Here is a 16,963-nt window from a genome sequence, read left to right on the forward strand (position 1 = left end):
GGTCAAAGCGGCGTTCTCATGACGTCGTCAAACGCCGTGGTCAGTTTGTTGCGCACCTGCAGCAACGCGGAAAACGACACGCTGGCCTTTTGGCTGTCGATCATGGCGCCCACCAGATCGTCGCTCTTGCCGCTGTCCACGGCGGCCATGGCAGCGCCAGCCTGATGTTGCTGCGCATCGACCGAACGCATCGCCGCCATGAACATCCCGCCCGCATCGGGCGCCGCCTGGTCAGCCGGTTTGATGGTCGTGCCACTGGCGACATCCTGAAGCTGCTGCATCCGGCCCAGCAGATCCTGCTGCACCTGAGTGATTGAACTCATCGCTGGCTCTCCCTTGTAAAACTCAGAAATTCAGCTCGATGCCCTGCTCGCGCATGGCATTGAGGCGGTAGCGCAAGGCGCGCGACGTCATGCCGAGGCTGGCCGCCGCCTTGGTCTTGTGCCCATCGAACTTGCGGATGGTGTCGATCACGTGCTGGTACTCGGCCCACTTGCCGCTGGCGCGCAGGGCGGCTTTGCCGGACTCGACCGCGGGCAGCGGCAGCCGCTCGCTGCGCACTTCGGCTTGAGGCGGTGCGGCCAGCCCGAGATCCTGCGGCTGGATGAACAAGCCATTGCGCAACACCAGAGCGCGTTGCACGGTGTTTTCCAGCTCGCGGGCGTTGCCCGGCCAGTCGTGCTGCAGCAGTGCGCGGCAAGCATCACTGGTAAACAGTTCTTCGTCGGCTTCCTGTGGCGCGTACTTGGCCACGAAGCGGCGAGCCAGCGGCAGCACGTCTTCCTTGCGCTCACGCAGCGGGCTGATGTGCAGCGGCAGCACGTCGAGACGAAACATCAGGTCGGCACGGAAACGCCCTTGCGCCACTTCCGCCTGCAGATCGCGGTTGGTCGCGGCGATGATGCGCATGTTGAGCTCGATTTCCCTGCGCCCGCCGAGGCGCTCCACGCGCTGTTCCTGCAGAACGCGCAGCAGCTTGGCTTGCAGCCCCAGGGGCAATTCACCGATTTCATCGAGCAGCAGCGTGCCGCCGTTGGCCAGTTCGAATTTGCCTGGCTGCGCCGTCACTGCGCCGGTAAAGGCGCCCTTTTCATGGCCGAATAGAATCGATTCGAGCATCTGTTCAGGGATAGCGGCGCAGTTCACCGCGATGAAAGGCGCATCGGCGCTGGCCGAGAAACGATGGATGTAACGCGCCATCAGCTCCTTGCCGGTGCCGGTTTCACCGGTGATCAGGATCGGTGCCCGGGTCAGCGATACACGCTGCGCCATGGCCAGTAGGCGGCGGCCAGCCTGGGAGCAGGAGACGAAACTTTCCTGCGCGGCGTCAGCGAATTCCTGGCGGCGCAACAACGCGCTTAATTGACTTTCGCTGAACGGCGACAACAAGTAGTCGACACAACCCAGCTCAAGTAAAGCGGCCGCCTTTTCCTGATCGGCATACTGCACGACCGGAATAGCACTGACCGAGCGCCCACGGCGAATAAGTGAATCGACCTGCGTATAGAGAGTTGGCTGTTGCATGCCGCTGATCAGAATAAAAACCAGCGACGCGCCCTTCAATGCGGCGTTATCCAGATCATTCGGGCCGGCATAGGAAAAGACCGCACAACCTTCCTTGCGCAGACCGGCTTCAAGGAACTCGCAACCCGCCTCTGCGGGATTGCCGACAATAAGTATTTTCTTGCGCGCCGGCGCTGGAGCGAATAGCTCTTCGCGGGAGTAGTTCATTGCATGACTGACACTGTTCAATGTGACCACCTTGGCGCTGTTACGCCTGTTGCTCGAGCACAACGCCGGATTCGCCGAAAAATTTATTTAAGTCTTCCGGAACTTCTGTCGCCCTGCCTGTCCTACTCGCCGAACGAGACAGGTAACTGCAGCCGACCACTCCGAAACAATTGCGCGCACGCTAACAAGCCCGCCCGGAACCGCCCAATCAGTTCCGCTAAAATTAAATCAATTGCTCATAGCTGATCTCAAAAAAGATCAATTGATACCTATTGATTTAATCCTTCCTCGCGCCCAAGCCTAGACTGGCGGCACGCTAGAGCCGTGCCCGTGACCTCAGGCCTCGCACACCCGCCCTGGCCAAACACTCTTCTGCTTATTCCCGCGCGACAGGCCCTAGCCCGCCGCGCAAGAACCAGGAAATACCGTTCACAACATGTCTGGCAATTCAAAAGTCCACCATGGCGTGCCCGCCCAAAGCCTGACTGTTTTGAAACCGCAGAAGCTTGGCCGGCATCACCACAAGATTCCTCAGTTCATCAAGGAAACCACCAACAAGAACCCACGCTTGATGGGCGATTACTTCTTGCGCAATTACCGAATCAGTCTTGAGCTGAGCAAGGTGGATGTGCAAGAGCCGGCGGATAAAGCGCCGGAGTGCATTTATCGCTCGCCGATGGGAAAAGTTGGCTTCTCAATTGATCGGGCACTGCTTACCGAGGCACTCGAGTGCTATTACGGCGGAACCATAGTGCCCAGCCAGGAAGCACCGCCGATCAGCACCTCCGAACAACGGATGCGTGATCGACTGGGACTTGATCTGACTTATATCTTTGCGCGTTCAATATTATCCGGCGATACGTTTGGCGAACTTGAGCGCTATGAAAACGATTACGAAGAAACAACTTGGGAATATGTTGCTGAGTTCGAATACATCAGCCATCTGACCAATAGCCGTTCATCGATCTTCATTCATCTGGACACCGATCTGGTCGATGAACTGACCAGTCGCCTGGCCGGCCCGTTACCTGCTCGGCTGACAGGCAACCCGGTTGATCACATCAAACACCTGCCGGTACGGCTGGATTGCGTGGTCGCCTCGGTACAGATGCCACTGTCGCAAGTGCTTGCCCTGCAGCTCAACGACATTCTCATGGTGCGCCCGCTGGATCGTTACGAGGTGCGCATCAACCAGCAGAAGCTCTTCCGGGGGACTGTCTTCGAAGAAGACGGCGCCTTGTTCCTCACTTCACTTGAAAGCGTGAAATCCCAATGACCGGTCAACTGTCCGACAACGAATTCGAGAACCTCATCAACGAGGGCGACCTGAGCCTCGACGGCACCGATGAGCCGGCCGCTGCACCAGCCCCACAGCCCCAGGCACCGCGTCAGGACCTTAGCTTCTTCGGCAAGATTCCGGTCAACGTCACGCTGGAAGTGGCGTCGGCTGAAATTTCGCTGAAAGAGCTGATGGAATGCGACACCAGCAGCGTCATCGTCCTCGACAAGGTGGCTGGCGAGCCGCTGGACGTGAAGGTCAACGGCACCCTGTTCGCCAAGGCCGAGGTGGTGGTGATGAATGGCAGCTACGGCCTGCGCATCGTCGAACTGTCTGGCGTCGGTCTGGATGCGCTGACGCAATGAATCTGCGTCGCGGGCTGTCGCTGCTGTGCCTGTTGCTGATCGGCCTGTTCCCGCTGGCGGCACAGGCTGCCGGCGGCGAAATCACCCTGTTCAACCTGAACGATACGGAGAACGGCCAGGAATTCAGCATCAAGCTGCAGATCCTGATCATCATGACGCTGCTGGGCTTCCTGCCGGCGATGCTGATGATGATGACCTGCTTCACCCGCTTCATCATCGTGCTGGCCATCCTGCGCCAAGCCATCGGTTTGCAACAGAGCCCGCCGAACCAGGTGCTGATCGGTATCGCGCTGATCGTCACCCTGCTGGTGATGCGCCCGGTCTGGCAGGAGATTCATAGCGCCGCCTTCGAACCCTTCCAGAACGACGAAATCAGCCTGGAACAGGCGCTGGACGTTTCCAAAGCCAGCCTTTCTGGTTTCATGCTGGCGCAGACCAACAAGACCTCGCTGGAGACCATGGTGTCGCTGGCCGGCGAGGAAGTGCCGGAGAACCTCGACGACCTGGACTTTTCCCTGCTGCTGCCGGCGTTCGTGCTGAGCGAGCTGAAGACGGCGTTTCAGCTGGGCTTCATGATCTTCGTGCCGTTTCTGGTGATCGACCTGGTGGTCGCCAGTGTGCTGATGGCGATGGGCATGATGATGTTGTCGCCGATGATGATTTCGCTGCCGTTCAAGCTGATGGTGTTTGTGTTGGTGGATGGGTGGGCGTTGTTGATGGGGACCCTGACCACCAGTATTCAGCCGTTTTAGGGGGCGGTGAGATGAGTCATCGCTCCTCCTATGCCTCAGCGGCCGAACGATCTATCGCTTCTCGTAGCAGCGTGATGGGACGCCCAGTCTTTTCTTGCGATCAGGCGCTGGCGCAGACCTTCATGCACGACGCCGCGCTTTCCTCGGCTGGGACTACAGGTTGCGCCTTGCACGGCGCGTCACTTTTTCTTGTGTGGCCAAGAAAAAGTAACCAAAAAGAAGGCCACCCCTGCATCCGGGTTTTGCTGCGCAAAACTTCCCTCGCTCCGGCGCTGCTCCGGGGGTCGTCGCGAAGGGCCATCCCTGGCCCATCGCTCCTCGCTCGGCATCCATGCCTCGCGACCCCCTACGCAACTCCTACGCTCGGCCTCCTGAAGGGGACTCGGGAACGAGCCGTCTGGAAGTTCTTGAATGGCAACAGCAACAAAGCGCTTCAATCTTCGGCGGGCTTCGTAGGGTGGAAAACTGCGAAGCATTTTCCACCGCAATTGATACGTCGCTCGGTATCAAACTTCGCCTCCAAAAAGCGGTGGGTAAGCTTCGCGTTACCCACCCTACGATCGGCCGAAACTCGCACAACCGCTTCGCTGCACGGCCCATCAAACACCACCGAATCGCCCCTTTCAGGAGGCCGAATGGAATCGCTGCGTAGAGGGGCGAGCGGCATGGATGCCGCGAGAGCCGTGAAGGGCCATGGATGGCCCTTGCGCGGCGACCCTCGGAGCAGCGATGGAATGAGGGAAGTCGAGCGCAGCGAACCGGGGACGCCTAGTCCGATGCAGGGGCAAGACCTTTTGGTTCCTTTTGGCGGGGCGGCCATCCGTGCGACTGCCAAAAGGGACTCGCCCAGCAGGGCGAAACCATCGCGTCGGCCAACTGCGCCAATGGGCCCTGATGAAAGTAGTTCGAACCCAAGCCCAACAGCTTCGCGACCAAGACCGCTCCCCCAAACAGCACAGCCAACGCTGCCGTTCGCCGCTCGGCCAAGCGGTGTTCCCGCCGCTACCTCCCAGGTGCTCCCATGCTAACCCCCGACACCGCCGTCAACATCGTCTCCAACGCCATCCACGTCATCGTGCTGGTGGTCTGCGTGCTGGTGGTGCCGAGCCTGCTCGGCGGCCTGCTGATCAGCATTTTCCAGGCAGCCACCCAAATCAACGAACAGATGTTGAGCTTCCTCCCCCGCCTGCTCACCACCCTCGGCATGTTGGTGTTTGCCGGGCACTGGATTCTGCGCACCTTCAGTGACCTGTTCATCGAAACCTTCACCCAAGCCGGGCGGCTGGTCGGTTAGCCGTGGGCAACGAACCCATCATGCAGGCCGGTCAGTACCTGCAGTCGTTGCTGGGCTACTGGTGGCCGTTCTGCCGGATCATGGCCGTGTTCAGCCTGGCGCCGATGTTCAGCCACAAGTCGCTGAGCATCCGCGCGCGCGTACTGCTGGCCATGGCCCTGACGGTCGTGCTCACCGCCGCCCTGCCGCCGACCGCGCCCATCGACCCGCTGTCGATGAAGGGCATCCTCACGGCACTGGAGCAGATCGCTATGGGGCTGCTGCTCGGCGTGGCGCTGATGCTGGTATTCACGGTGTTCACCCTGATCGGTGACATCGTCTCCACCCAGCTCGGCCTGTCGATGGCGGTGTTCAACGACCCCATGAACGGTGTGTCGTCGGCCTCGATTGTCTATCAGCTGTATTTCATCCTGCTGGCGCTGCTGTTCTTCGCCACCGACGGGCATCTGGTGATCGTCACTATCATTTACCAGAGCTTCGTCTTCTGGCCCATCGGCAGCGGCATTCACTTCGACGGCTTGCAGACCATCGCCATGTCCTTGAGCTGGGTGATTTCCGCCGCCCTGCTGATTGCCCTGCCCATCGTCTTCTGCATGACGCTGGTGCAGTTCTGCTTCGGTCTGCTCAACCGCATCTCGCCTGCGATGAACCTGTTTTCGCTGGGCTTCCCCATGGCGATCATCGCAGGGCTGACGCTGATCTACCTGACCCTGCCCAACCTCTCGGAAGCCTACCTGCACCTGACCCGCGAGTTGCTGGGCAACATCGGCGAGATTTTGCGGAGTGGCCGCAATGTCTGAGAACAGCACCCAGGACAAAACCGAAGAGGCCTCCGAGCAGAAACTCAAGAAGAGTCGCGACGATGGCCAGGTCACTCGCTCCAAGGACGTCGCCACCACCGTCTCGTTGCTGGCGACGTTGCTGGTGCTGAAGTTCAGCTTTGGTTTCTTTTTCGATGGCCTGCAGCAGGCGTTCAGCTACTCGTACATCAACTTTCATCACAGCGAGATGACGCTCGATGACCTGCAGCTGATCCTCACCCACAACCTGCTGGTATTCATCAGCGTGCTGCTGCCGTTGCTGGTGACACCGATTCTGGTGGTCGCCTTCGCCTTGGTCCCGGGCGGCTGGGTGTTCGCTTCGAAGAACTTCGCCCCCAAGTTCAGCAAGCTCAACCCGATTACCGGTTTGGGACGGATGGTCGGCGCGCAGAATTGGACCGAGCTGCTCAAGTCACTGCTGAAGATCACCACCCTGCTCGGCGTCGCCATCGGCCAGCTCTATTACGCCGCGCCCAAGCTGATCGCCCTGCAACGCAGCGACATCAGCAACGCCATCGGCAGTGCCTTTTCGCTGACGTTCGACCTGGCGATCGCGTTGCTGATGGTTTTCCTGCTGTTCTCGCTGATCGATATCCCGCTGCAGCGCTTCTTCTTCCTGAAAAAAATGCGCATGACCAAGCAGGAGCGCAAGGAAGAGCACAAAAACCAGGAAGGCCGCCCCGAAGTAAAGGCGCGGATCAAGCAGCTGCAGCGCCAGCTGGCCCAACGGCAGATCAGCCGAGTGATCAAGGACGCGGACGTGGTGATCGTCAACCCGACGCATTACGCCGTGGCGCTCAAGTACGACCCGAAGAAAGCCGAGACGCCCTTCGTCATCGCGCGTGGTGTCGATGAAACCGCGCTGTATATCCGCAAGCTGGCCCAGGCCAACAATCTGGAAGTGGTCGAGCTGCCACCGCTGGCGCGGGCGATCTACTTCAGCACCCAGGTCAACCAGCAGATTCCGGCGCCGCTCTATACCGCGGTCGCCCACGTACTGACTTACATCCTCCAGCTCAAAGCCTGGAAACAGGGTCGCCGGGCCAAGCCCAGGCTGGCCAGCGACATTCATATCCCCGAAGAACTGTTCAACCGAGCACGATCATGAGCCTGATTCAGAAACTGACCCCGACCTTCAGCAGCGGTCGGATTGGAATCCCGCTGATCATCCTGTCGATTCTGGCGATGATCATCCTGCCGCTGCCACCGCAGCTGCTGGACGTGCTGTTCACCTTCAACATCGCCATGTCGATCCTGGTGCTGCTGGTCAGCGTGTCATCGAAAAGTCCGCTGGATTTCTCGCTGTTCCCGACGGTGATTCTGATCACCACGCTGATGCGCCTGACGCTCAACGTCGCTTCCACGCGGGTGGTGCTGCTCGAAGGTCATACCGGCACGGGCGCAGCGGGCAAGGTGATTGAAGCCTTTGGTGAGGTGGTCATCGGCGGCAACTTCATCGTCGGCCTGGTGGTGTTCATCATCCTGATGATCATCAACTTCATCGTCATCACCAAGGGCGGTGAGCGGATCTCGGAAGTGACCGCGCGCTTCACCCTGGACGCCCTCCCGGGCAAGCAGATGGCCATCGACGCCGACCTCAACGCGGGTCTGGTGACCAACGAAGAGGCCAAGGCCCGCCGTCAGGAAGTGGCCAAGGAAGCGGATTTCTACGGCGCGATGGACGGCGCCTCGAAGTTCGTTCGCGGCGACGCCATCGCCGGCATCCTGATCCTGCTGATCAACCTCTTCGGCGGTTTCGCCATTGGCGTATTCGTCCATGATCTGGCCGCTGGCGAAGCTTTCAAGCAATACGCGCTGTTGACCATCGGTGACGGCCTGGTTGCCCAGATTCCAGCGCTGCTGCTGTCCACTGCGGCAGCGATCATCGTCACCCGGATCAACGAATCCAGCGACATCACCAGCCAGGTTCAGCGCCAGCTGCTGGCCAACCCGGCTTCGCTGTACACCGTAGCCGGCATTCTTTTCGTGCTCGGCCTGGTGCCGGGCATGCCGCACCTGGCGTTCATCGGCTTTGCTGCGCTGATCGGCTTTATCGCCTGGCGGGTGTCGCTGCACGAGCCGCCAGCTGCTGGCGCTGACCTGAAGGAAATTCAGGCCATTGGCCAGGCGATGGACAAGGAAAAGGCACAGTCGCTGGCATGGGAAGACATCCCGTTGGTTGAACGACTGTCGATTTCGCTGGGCTACAAGCTGGTCGGGCTGGTCAATGAAGCCTCTGGCGCGCCTCTGCCGGCGCGGGTGCGAGGCGTTCGCCAGACGTTGTCCGAGCACCTGGGCTTTCTGCTGCCCGAAGTACAGATCCGCGACAGCTTGCGGCTCAAGGCGTCGCAATACGACATCTACATCAATGGCGAGAAGATCGACGGCGCCGAACTGCACGCCGACCGCCTGATGGCGATTCCGTCGCCGGAGCTATACGGCGAGATTGACGGCATCCTCGGCACCGACCCCGCGTATCGCATGCAGGTCGTGTGGATTCAGCCGTCGGACAAGTCGCGCGCGCTGAACCTCGGCTACCAGGTCATCGACTGCGCCAGCGTGGTCGCCACGCACCTGAACAAGGTGGTGCGCGAGCACCTGCCAGACCTGTTCAAGCACGACGATGTCGAGCACCTGATGCAGCGCCTCACTCTGCAGGCACCAAAACTGGCCGAAAGCCTGAAGAACGCGCTGAGCTACACCCAGCAGATGCGTGTGTACCGTCAGCTGCTGTTGGAAGAAGTGCCGCTGCGCGATATCGAAACCATCGCCAGCACCCTGCTCGAATGCAGCGAAACCACCAAGGATCCGGTGCTGCTGGCGGCCGACGTGCGTTACGCCCTGCGCCGCAGCATCGTTTCGATGATTGCCGGTGATCGTCGCGAACTGGCGGTCTTCGTGCTGGAAAACGCGCTGGAAAACACCTTGCTCAATGCTCTGGCCATTGCCCAGCAAGCCGGCCAAGTCAGCCTGGACAACATTCCGGTAGAGCCGAGCCTGCTCAACCAGCTGCAGAACAGCATGCCGGTGGTGAAGGAGAAGCTGCGCAAGGATGGTCACCCGCCGATCCTTACCGTGATGCCACAGCTGCGCCCGCTGCTGTCGCGCTACGCGCGGGTATTCAGCCCCGGACTGCACGTGCTGTCACAGAACGAGATTCCGGATCGGGTCGGTGTGAACATACTTGGGACGTTGGGTTAATCGGTCCCGATTCTGGCCGGCTGCCAGCGATCCCCGCGACTCGTGAGGCCGGGGGATCGCCAGCAGGCTGGCTCCTACAGTGCGGAGTCCGCCTCGGAGCGGGCTGCTTTTGTAGGAGCGAGCTTGCTCGCGATCATGGGCCCTTCGTGGCTTCAGGGAGGACACAAGCCGCTTCGACTGCTTAAAGATTCTCCGCCAGGAACACCAAGCTCCGCCCATGGGCCAGGGCGGCGGCGTTCTGGTTGTAGGCTGGCCGCGCCCAGCAGTTGAAGCCATGGTCGACGCCCGGGTAGGTCTCGATCTGGGACTGCCCGACCTGCGTCATCTTTTCCTGTACGGCGGCGACTACGTCGCTGTCGATGTGGTCGTCTTCTTCGGCGAAGTGGAACAGCGTCGGGCACTTAATTTTGTCAGCCTGATCCAGACGCTTCTCAATGCTGCCGGGGTAGTAGCAGACCGCAGCATCGACGCCGGAGTTGGCCGCCAGCAGATAAGACAGCACGCCGCCCATGCAGTAGCCCAGTGAGGCTACACGTCCATTGCAGTCGTCGCGCTCACGTAGCCGCTCGGCGCTGCGGCGCAGATCATCGATGGCGAGGTCGAAGTCCAGAGCCTTCATCAGGGCAAAGGCACGCTCCCAGTCGTCGCCGTCATAACCGAGCTTGACGCCCGGCTCGCTACGCCAGAACAGGTCGGGGGCCAACACCACGTAACCATCGGAGGCGTACTGATCGGCCACCGACTGGATGTGCTCGTTTACACCGAAGATTTCCTGAATCAGCACGATGCCGGGGCCGTGACCGGCCGGAGGCAGCGCCAGGTAGCCTTTGAAGGTTTTGCCGTCTTGCGCGGGAATGTCGATCCACTGTGAAGTCATGCCTGTCTCCGTTGGGTGGCGAGTTGCCGGACACGTTTCAGCGGCGCCGAAGAGCACCGGTCGAACAGGTGCGACAGGAACAGAGGGACCCGAGTTCGCGCCGCTTAGCCTTTTGCGGCACAAGGTCGAACCGAGGACTCGGCAAAAGCGATGAGGAACATTCTGCCGTGTGTCTTGGGTCAGAGTTCTGACTTGGCTGCCCGCCTCCACTAACATGCGAGGCCGGCTTGAGCACAACAGACACGGAGACGACCGATGCACCAGGCGCCCGCGCCCGACGCCCATGCCGCCCACGGCGAGCCGAACGACCCGCGTCTCTATCGCAAGATTGCCTGGCGGCTGATCCCGTTTCTCTGCTTCTGCTACCTGGCGGCGTACCTGGACCGCATCAATGTCGGCTTCGCCAAGTTGCAGATGGCCGAGCAACTGCAGCTCAGCGAAGCGGCATTCGGCCTCGGGGCGGGCCTGTTCTTCGTCGGCTACATCCTCTTCGAAGTGCCCAGCAACCTGATCCTCAAGCGCGTCGGCGCGCGGGTCTGGATCGCGCGGATCATGATCACCTGGGGCGTGCTGTCGGCCTGCACCATGACGGTCACCACGCCTAACCAGTTTTATGTGGTGCGTTTTCTCTTGGGCATCGCCGAGGCGGGCTTTCTGCCGGGTGTGCTCTATTACCTGACGCTGTGGTTTCCGACCTACCGCCGTGGTCGGATCATCGCGCTGTTCATGATCGGCCTGCCGCTGTCGAGCGTGATCGGCGCGCCCTTGTCCGGCTGGATTCTCGGTGCCTTCGATCAGGTCCAGGGCCTGCGCGGCTGGCAGTGGCTGTTCCTGCTCGAGGGCATTCCCAGCGTGCTGCTCGGACCGCTTGCGCTGCGCCTGCTGCCCGACGGCCCAAAGCACGCCGGCTGGCTGGACATCACCGAGCAGGGTCAGGTGCTGCGCGACCTAGCCGTCGACGAGGCGCAGAGCCCGGCCAGCGGCGAAACTTTTCGTCAGGGCTTCTTCAACCTCAAAGTGTGGATGCTCGGTGGCATCGATTTCGCAATCCTGCTGAGCGCCTATGCGCTGGGCTTCTGGATGCCGACCTTTATCCGCAATGCCGGGGTCAGTGATGTTTCAGAGATCGGCCTGCTGACTGCAGTGCCCAGCATTGCCGCGGTGATTGGCATGCTGGTGCTCGGCGCCAGTTCCGACCGCTTCCGCGAGCGGCGCTGGCACATCATCCTGCCGTTCTGGATCGGCGCCGCAGCCATGGCCACCAGTACCGCCTTCACCGACAACGTGATGGCAACGGTGCTGCTGTTCTCGATCGCCCAGGCGGCGATCATTGGCGCGGTGCCGGTATTTTTCAGCCTGCCGGCCACCTTTCTCACCGGCACCGCAGCGGCAACCGGCTTTGCCCTGGCCTGCTCATTGGCGAACATCGCCGGGCTGGTCAGCAATACGCTGATCGGCGTTACGCTCGACCTCACCGGGGAAAGCGGTGCGGCACTCTGGTTCTTCGCGGCGTGTCTGGTGCTCGGCTCGCTGCTGGTGATCGCGCTGCCGGCAAAGGTGGTGAATCGCTAGTCACGCCGCCTGGGCATCAGCTCACCAATCAGCCGGGTGTATTCATCACTCGGCCGGTCCAGGGAGAAGCCCATTTCGAAACTGTCACGGCGGGAATCCTTGCGTACCCACTGGCACAGCACCACGACCTGCACTTCACGGGTTCGATCGCCAACGGTGGGCACATGCAGGCACATTTCGTAGCAGCCGTTCACGCCCAGGGGTTGCTTCGCGACCAGGCGCAGCCCGCCCATCGACAGGTCGGCCACGTAGCCCATGGGGTCGCCGCTGAGGCGGTTGGTGACTTGAATACGGCTGAGATGGCGAAAGGTGAGTCGGCTGTGTTGGCGCATGGCGAGGCTCTGGCAGTCCTTTATTCCGCAGCACTGCAGCAGAGAGCGTGCTCCCCGGCACGACGGCATGCGGTGTACCTACTGCCTGCAAGCGACCGAAACACAGCAGAAATTAAGGGCCTATCCAGCTTTTTTTCAGCTAGCGGAGCGGGGCCAAACCTCCGCTCCGCCGTTGATCAGCGCTCGGGGCGGTCCTGCTTGTTGCGCTTGAGCGCCTCTTCCTCACTGACATCGTCAGCCATGCCCGGCGGGACGTTGTAGGCACCGCCTGGAACGTCGTCTCGATCGCCTCCGGCGGCTTCGCCATTGCTGGTTCTGCTCGCCTGGTCGACACGCTCATCGCTGCGATCGTTGATCGTTTCCAGGTTCTCTTTGCCGCGTTCGGATTGATTCATGGGACCTCCGTCTGGTTGCACATTCGGACACCGCTCGGCATCCCCATAGGTTAGGAAGACGCGTGATCGCAGAAGTTGCATGCAGTGTTGTCGAGAAGACCGGCCATTCGGCAGACACGCTGAACTAATCCGGCCTGATGACGGCCAAAAAATCATCTGGGGATTTCCCCACTGCCGCCGTGTGAATCTATGCAACTGACTCGAAGCCTGCCCGTCGACACCACGCCCGTGACATGCGAGGTGGCAGCGCCTTCCAGGGCGCTTTACTTTGCCCTGCTCGACGCTCCCGACGATACCGCCGTGCGTAACCGCGCCGCTGACTACCTCAATGCCCAGCTGGACGCCGCATCCGCGCTGTCCTGCGACCTGCCGCCAGATCCGGCCGGGCTTGGGGACTGGCTGGACGCGCATACCGCCAAAATCGGCGGTCAGTACCAGGCCTACCTCGACGAACGTCGCGCCGGCGGGCCACGCCGCTATTTCACCAGCAAGGCCCATGCCCTGCACTTTCTGCGTGGCGTGGCGCCAACCAAGCTGGTCGACGGTGCCTGGCTCTATGGTCTGCTGCAACGCTGGGACGACGCGCGCTTCACCTCGCTGATCCAGACCTACCTGGAAGAGCTGGGCGAAGGCCAGCCGGAAAAGAATCATGTGGTGCTGTACCGCAAGCTGCTCGCCAGCCAGGGCTGCGACGACTGGCAGAACCTGGACGATGACAACTTTGTTCAGGGTGCCATCCAGCTGGCACTGGCCGAGCACGCCGAGCAGTTCCTGCCCGAGGTGATCGGCTTCAATCTTGGCTACGAGCAGCTTCCGCTGCATCTTTTGATCAGTTCGTACGAACTCACCGAGCTGGGCATCGACCCCTATTACTTCACCCTGCATGTGACGGTCGACAACGCCGACAACGGCCATGCGAAGAAGGCCATTCAGGGCCTGCTCGCCGCTTGGCCCCAGGTAGGCGACGGCGACGAGTTCTATCGCCGCGTCATCAACGGCTATCGCCTCAACGATCTCGGTGCGAGCACGCTTTCGGTGATCGGCGGCTTTGATCCCGAGCAGGAAGTGATGCGGGTGCTGGAAAAGAAGGCCGGCGTTGGGCAGTTCGTGCACTCCGACTACTGCCGCTTCGACGGCCGTACCGTGAACCAGTGGCTGGCCGAGCCCGAGCTGATCCCGCAATTCATCGAGACGCTGCAACGCCGCAGCTGGATCAAGCGCCACGAAGATCCGCAAAACAGCCGCTTCTGGCAGCTGATTACCGGAGAACAGGGGCCGATGTTCGGAGTTTTCAGTGGTCACGAGCAGCAATTGATCCACGATTGGATTGCCGGCGACTGGCTCGCTGAGCAGCCGGCTACCCGCGGCAAACCGCACCCGTCGTTGGCGCAACGGCAGGTGCCGTTCAACAACCGCCGGCGAATGACAGCCGAGCGGCCGGCAAAACCGGCACTGGTGCAGCAGGACACGCCGGTCAGCGACTTCGATCAGGAAACCTTGCTGCTCGAACAACAACTGACACAGCTGCCGACACGCGAGGCGCGCATGCGTCACCTGTTGCCATTGCTGGCGCCGACCCGCCATCACAGCGCGGCAGGGTTGCTGGCCGCCCGCATCTTTACTGGATTGTTCAACTGAGGCGAATTCGCCAGGGATCTCACATGACCACGGAAACTGCCCAGGACCGCGCGCTGCTGCACCTGGCTCAGGCGCTGCGCGAGCGCGGTTACCACTTCATCACCCCCACGCCACTGACCCATGAACGGGTCAATGCTCGGGTGGAAAATCAGTTGGCGAACGACCTGGAAGGCGTGTTTGGCTGGAGCCGACCCTTCCAGCATGAGCTGCTGCCACCCGCCATCTTCAGCCTGATGGATCAAGCCGGCGTGCTTGCACCCTGCGATTCCCGCTGGCGCAGCCGCGTGCGAATGTCGAGCCTCGACGGCCAGCTGTTCGTGCACTCGGCCTACCCCACCGACGCAGCGGATGCGGTGTTCTTCGGCCCGGATACCTATCGGTTCGCCAATGCGATCCTGGCCCACCTGAACAACCACAAAGGGCAGATCGGGCGCGCGGTGGACATCGGTTGCGGCTCGGGTGCAGGGGCGATTCTCACGGCCCTGGCGCGGCCCCAGGCAGAAGTCCTGGCGGTGGACATCAACCCGGCCGCGCTGCGCATGACCCGCACCAACGCGGCGCTCGCCGGCGCCGACAACCTCAAGGCACGCCACAGCGATCTGCTCAATGACATCGAGGGCGAATTCGACCTGATCCTGGCCAACCCGCCTTATCTGGTCGATCCGGACGAGCGCGCCTATCGCCATGGCGGCGGCCCCCTGGGTGCCGGGCTGTCCCTGGCGATTTTCGACGGTGCGCTGCAGCGCCTCGCGCCATGCGGCACCTTGCTGCTCTATACCGGTGTGGCGATGAAGGGCAATCAGGACCCGTTCCGCCGCGAGATCGAGCAACGCCTCGAAGGCCACGGACTGGAATGGCGATACCGCGAAGTCGACCCCGATGTCTTCGGTGAGGAGCTGCTCGACGGCGCCTATACCGAGTGCGACCGCATCGCTGCGGTGGTGCTGGAAGTGACCCGCCCGGCTGCTTGAAGCGGCCTGCAGCACCTGTACAGACACCGCGCGGAAAACGCTTCGCGGTTTTCCACCCTACACCGGCAGCAGCACCAGGCAGGCCGATAGGCTAATTAGCGAGCCGAGCGTCGATAGCAGCACCACGCGCGACACCCGCGACGCTTCGCGCCCATAGAATTCGGCGAGCATGTAAGGCCCGGTGCCGGTGGGCAGCGCACTGAGCAACAGAGCCGAATAGGCCCATAGCGTCGGCAGCTCGAAGACCTGAAAAGCCAGGAACCAGGTGATCAGCGGCTGTACCACCAGCTTCAGCGTGACCAGCGGCCATACCCCGCTGACCTTGCCGCCGGGCTGCGGCTGCGCGAGGAACAATCCCAGCGAAACCAGCGCACAGGGCGCAGCCGCGGCACCCAGCAACTTCAGCAGTGTTGCCACCGGCACCGGCAGGGCCAACCCGCTCGCCGCCCATAACCCACCCAGCATCGGCGCCACCACCAGCGGGTTACGCAGCAGTGCAACGCTGACCTTGCGCAGCGTTCGGCTGAAGCCCTGCCCGGCGTGCAACCCGGTCTCCACGCATGCCAGAGCAATGGCAAACAGCACGCACACCACGATGATCGAGGCCACCATGGCCGGCTGAAGCGCTTCGTCACCCAGCACCAGCATGCACAGCGGAATGCCGATGTAGCCAGTGTTCGCATAGGACGCCCCAAGCGCATCGAGACTGGCATCGGCCAGCGGCTGCTTTTGCAACAGTCGATAACCGAGCGTAAAGCCGAATACGCCCAGGCAGCCCACCGAGAACGCCGTGATAAAGCCCGGCTGCCAGAGCTGTTCCCACGTGGAATTGGCGACCACGCTGAACAGCAGCGCCGGCAACCCCAGCCAGACCACGAAACGATTGAGTTCGGAGGCTCCCGTCGGCCCCATGCGGCCAGTGCGGCGGCAGATAAAACCGAGGAAGATCAGCGCAAAAACCGGCAGGACGACATTAACGACGGCGGACATGGACTCTCATCGGGTGGTGACCGCCAGAGGGTGGAGGTATGGGGCGGGGTAGCAGACCTTAGCAAAAAATGGCTTACCGCATGACTGGAGGTGGATCGCTACACAACAGGCGAAGAGGCATCGGCTGAACGTTTCGCTTCAATGGCGATGAGCGAAACGTCCAACCCGCACCCGACCTCGCCCTGTTGGCGACAGCCTAGCCTCGATCTAATGCAACAACGTCGACACCGGATACCCGTTCGGCTCCGCCCGCCCGGCCGCAAACTCTGCTTCGACACGGCCGCGCATGGCATCGGCGCCCTGCGGGAAGCCGCTGCGGTCGCTGTAATCCCACTCAGTGACCAGCTGACTTTCGCTTGCCAGTGCTTTGGCACAGGAAATATCCAGCGCGGTAATGCCAGCCACAGCGCCAGCGGCGATGGCCGCGTTGACCTGTTCGGTACCGTTTTCGATGCTCAAGCCCAGACCCACAAGATCCAGCGCATCGCCGCCGATGCGGCCGTAGATCCACGGCTTGGGATCGTCGGTCAGCAACAAGCCAACGCCGGTGGCGATTTCCCGCGCACCGCAGGCGCGAATCAGGCCCTCGTTTTCGGGCACGCCGAGAAAACGGGCCAGCTTGCCCGGCATCAGCACTTCGGCCAGACCCAGCCCGATGCTGAACCAGCCGAGGCCACGCGCCAGCGTACGGGCGGAGTGGTTGGTACGGGTAACACGATGGGGAACGCTCATGAAAATTCCTCCT

17 protein-coding genes are annotated in these 16,963 nt (G+C 61.6%); 10 read left to right on the forward strand and 7 right to left on the reverse strand.

Translation table 11 applies throughout. The annotated features are described in order from the left end of the window. Positions 1-2 precede the first annotated feature (2 nt). Both ACSSNI_RS15825 and ACSSNI_RS15830 read right to left on the reverse strand, forming a co-directional pair. On the reverse strand, positions 3-323 hold the full coding sequence (locus ACSSNI_RS15825) for a flagellar hook-basal body complex protein FliE (RefSeq protein ID WP_102837156.1): 321 nt from the start codon (positions 321-323) through the stop codon (positions 3-5). A 22-nt stretch (positions 324-345) separates the two neighbouring features. Continuing rightward, positions 346-1,731 carry a sigma-54-dependent transcriptional regulator gene (locus ACSSNI_RS15830; protein WP_200640740.1) on the reverse strand — a complete coding sequence of 462 codons (1,386 nt, stop codon included), beginning with the start codon at positions 1,729-1,731 and terminating at the stop codon, positions 346-348. Positions 1,732-2,167: 436 nt separating this feature from the next. Here ACSSNI_RS15830 and ACSSNI_RS15835 point away from each other — a divergent pair, with 436 nt between their 5' ends. The 7 genes from ACSSNI_RS15835 (at position 2,168) to flhA (ending at position 9,443) form a co-directional block, all read left to right on the forward strand. Continuing rightward, positions 2,168-3,007 (forward strand): FliM/FliN family flagellar motor C-terminal domain-containing protein, encoded by an 840-nt coding sequence (locus ACSSNI_RS15835; protein WP_200640423.1) that lies wholly within the window; start codon positions 2,168-2,170, stop codon positions 3,005-3,007. Continuing rightward, positions 3,004-3,375: a flagellar motor switch protein FliN gene (gene fliN, locus ACSSNI_RS15840; protein ID WP_046163473.1), complete on the forward strand. Its 372-nt coding sequence runs from the start codon at positions 3,004-3,006 to the stop codon at positions 3,373-3,375. Before ACSSNI_RS15835 ends, fliN begins: the two co-directional genes overlap by 4 nt. Then, on the forward strand, positions 3,372-4,127 hold the full coding sequence (fliP, locus tag ACSSNI_RS15845; RefSeq protein ID WP_148925823.1) for a flagellar type III secretion system pore protein FliP: 756 nt from the start codon (positions 3,372-3,374) through the stop codon (positions 4,125-4,127). Before fliN ends, fliP begins: the two co-directional genes overlap by 4 nt. A 1,021-nt stretch (positions 4,128-5,148) precedes the next feature. Continuing rightward, positions 5,149-5,421: a flagellar biosynthetic protein FliQ gene (locus tag ACSSNI_RS15850; protein WP_200640422.1), complete on the forward strand. Its 273-nt coding sequence runs from the start codon at positions 5,149-5,151 to the stop codon at positions 5,419-5,421. A gap of 20 nt (positions 5,422-5,441) precedes the next feature. Continuing rightward, entirely contained in the window at positions 5,442-6,221 is a 780-nt protein-coding gene (gene fliR / locus ACSSNI_RS15855; protein WP_200640421.1) for a flagellar biosynthetic protein FliR, read from the forward strand. Further along, positions 6,214-7,350, forward strand: a complete 1,137-nt coding sequence (flhB, locus tag ACSSNI_RS15860; RefSeq protein WP_200640420.1) for a flagellar biosynthesis protein FlhB — start codon at positions 6,214-6,216, stop codon at positions 7,348-7,350. Before fliR ends, flhB begins: the two co-directional genes overlap by 8 nt. Continuing rightward, positions 7,347-9,443: a flagellar biosynthesis protein FlhA gene (flhA, locus tag ACSSNI_RS15865; RefSeq protein ID WP_200640419.1), complete on the forward strand. Its 2,097-nt coding sequence runs from the start codon at positions 7,347-7,349 to the stop codon at positions 9,441-9,443. The genes flhB and flhA overlap by 4 nt, the downstream gene beginning before the upstream one ends. A gap of 181 nt (positions 9,444-9,624) precedes the next feature. On the opposite strand, the gene ACSSNI_RS15870 is transcribed toward flhA, so the two are convergent. After that, positions 9,625-10,320: a dienelactone hydrolase family protein gene (locus ACSSNI_RS15870; RefSeq protein WP_200640418.1), complete on the reverse strand. Its 696-nt coding sequence runs from the start codon at positions 10,318-10,320 to the stop codon at positions 9,625-9,627. 255 nt (positions 10,321-10,575) lie between these two features. Here ACSSNI_RS15870 and ACSSNI_RS15875 point away from each other — a divergent pair, with 255 nt between their 5' ends. After that, positions 10,576-11,892, forward strand: a complete 1,317-nt coding sequence (locus ACSSNI_RS15875) for an MFS transporter (RefSeq protein ID WP_200640416.1) — start codon at positions 10,576-10,578, stop codon at positions 11,890-11,892. Here the strand turns inward: ACSSNI_RS15875 and ACSSNI_RS15880 are convergent. Both ACSSNI_RS15880 and ACSSNI_RS15885 read right to left on the reverse strand, forming a co-directional pair. Then, entirely contained in the window at positions 11,889-12,224 is a 336-nt protein-coding gene (locus tag ACSSNI_RS15880) for a PilZ domain-containing protein (RefSeq protein WP_102837165.1), read from the reverse strand. The two genes, ACSSNI_RS15875 and ACSSNI_RS15880, sit on opposite strands and share 4 nt — an antisense overlap. Before the next feature lie 176 nt (positions 12,225-12,400). After that, positions 12,401-12,619 (reverse strand): hypothetical protein, encoded by a 219-nt coding sequence (locus ACSSNI_RS15885; protein ID WP_200640414.1) that lies wholly within the window; start codon positions 12,617-12,619, stop codon positions 12,401-12,403. 189 nt (positions 12,620-12,808) lie between these two features. On the opposite strand from ACSSNI_RS15885, the gene ACSSNI_RS15890 reads away from it, so the two are divergent. Further along, positions 12,809-14,257, forward strand: coding sequence for an iron-containing redox enzyme family protein (locus tag ACSSNI_RS15890; protein ID WP_200640412.1), 1,449 nt, complete (start codon positions 12,809-12,811; stop codon positions 14,255-14,257). Between the two features lie 23 nt (positions 14,258-14,280). Beyond that, positions 14,281-15,228 carry a methyltransferase gene (locus tag ACSSNI_RS15895; protein ID WP_200640410.1) on the forward strand — a complete coding sequence of 316 codons (948 nt, stop codon included), beginning with the start codon at positions 14,281-14,283 and terminating at the stop codon, positions 15,226-15,228. A gap of 57 nt (positions 15,229-15,285) precedes the next feature. Here ACSSNI_RS15895 and ACSSNI_RS15900 read toward each other — a convergent pair whose 3' ends face one another. Beyond that, positions 15,286-16,218 (reverse strand): AEC family transporter, encoded by a 933-nt coding sequence (locus tag ACSSNI_RS15900; RefSeq protein ID WP_200640408.1) that lies wholly within the window; start codon positions 16,216-16,218, stop codon positions 15,286-15,288. Positions 16,219-16,425: 207 nt separating this feature from the next. Then, positions 16,426-16,950 (reverse strand): transcriptional regulator, encoded by a 525-nt coding sequence (locus ACSSNI_RS15905; protein ID WP_200640406.1) that lies wholly within the window; start codon positions 16,948-16,950, stop codon positions 16,426-16,428. Positions 16,951-16,963 lie beyond the last annotated feature (13 nt).

Source organism: Stutzerimonas tianxiuensis (assembly GCF_053470365.1).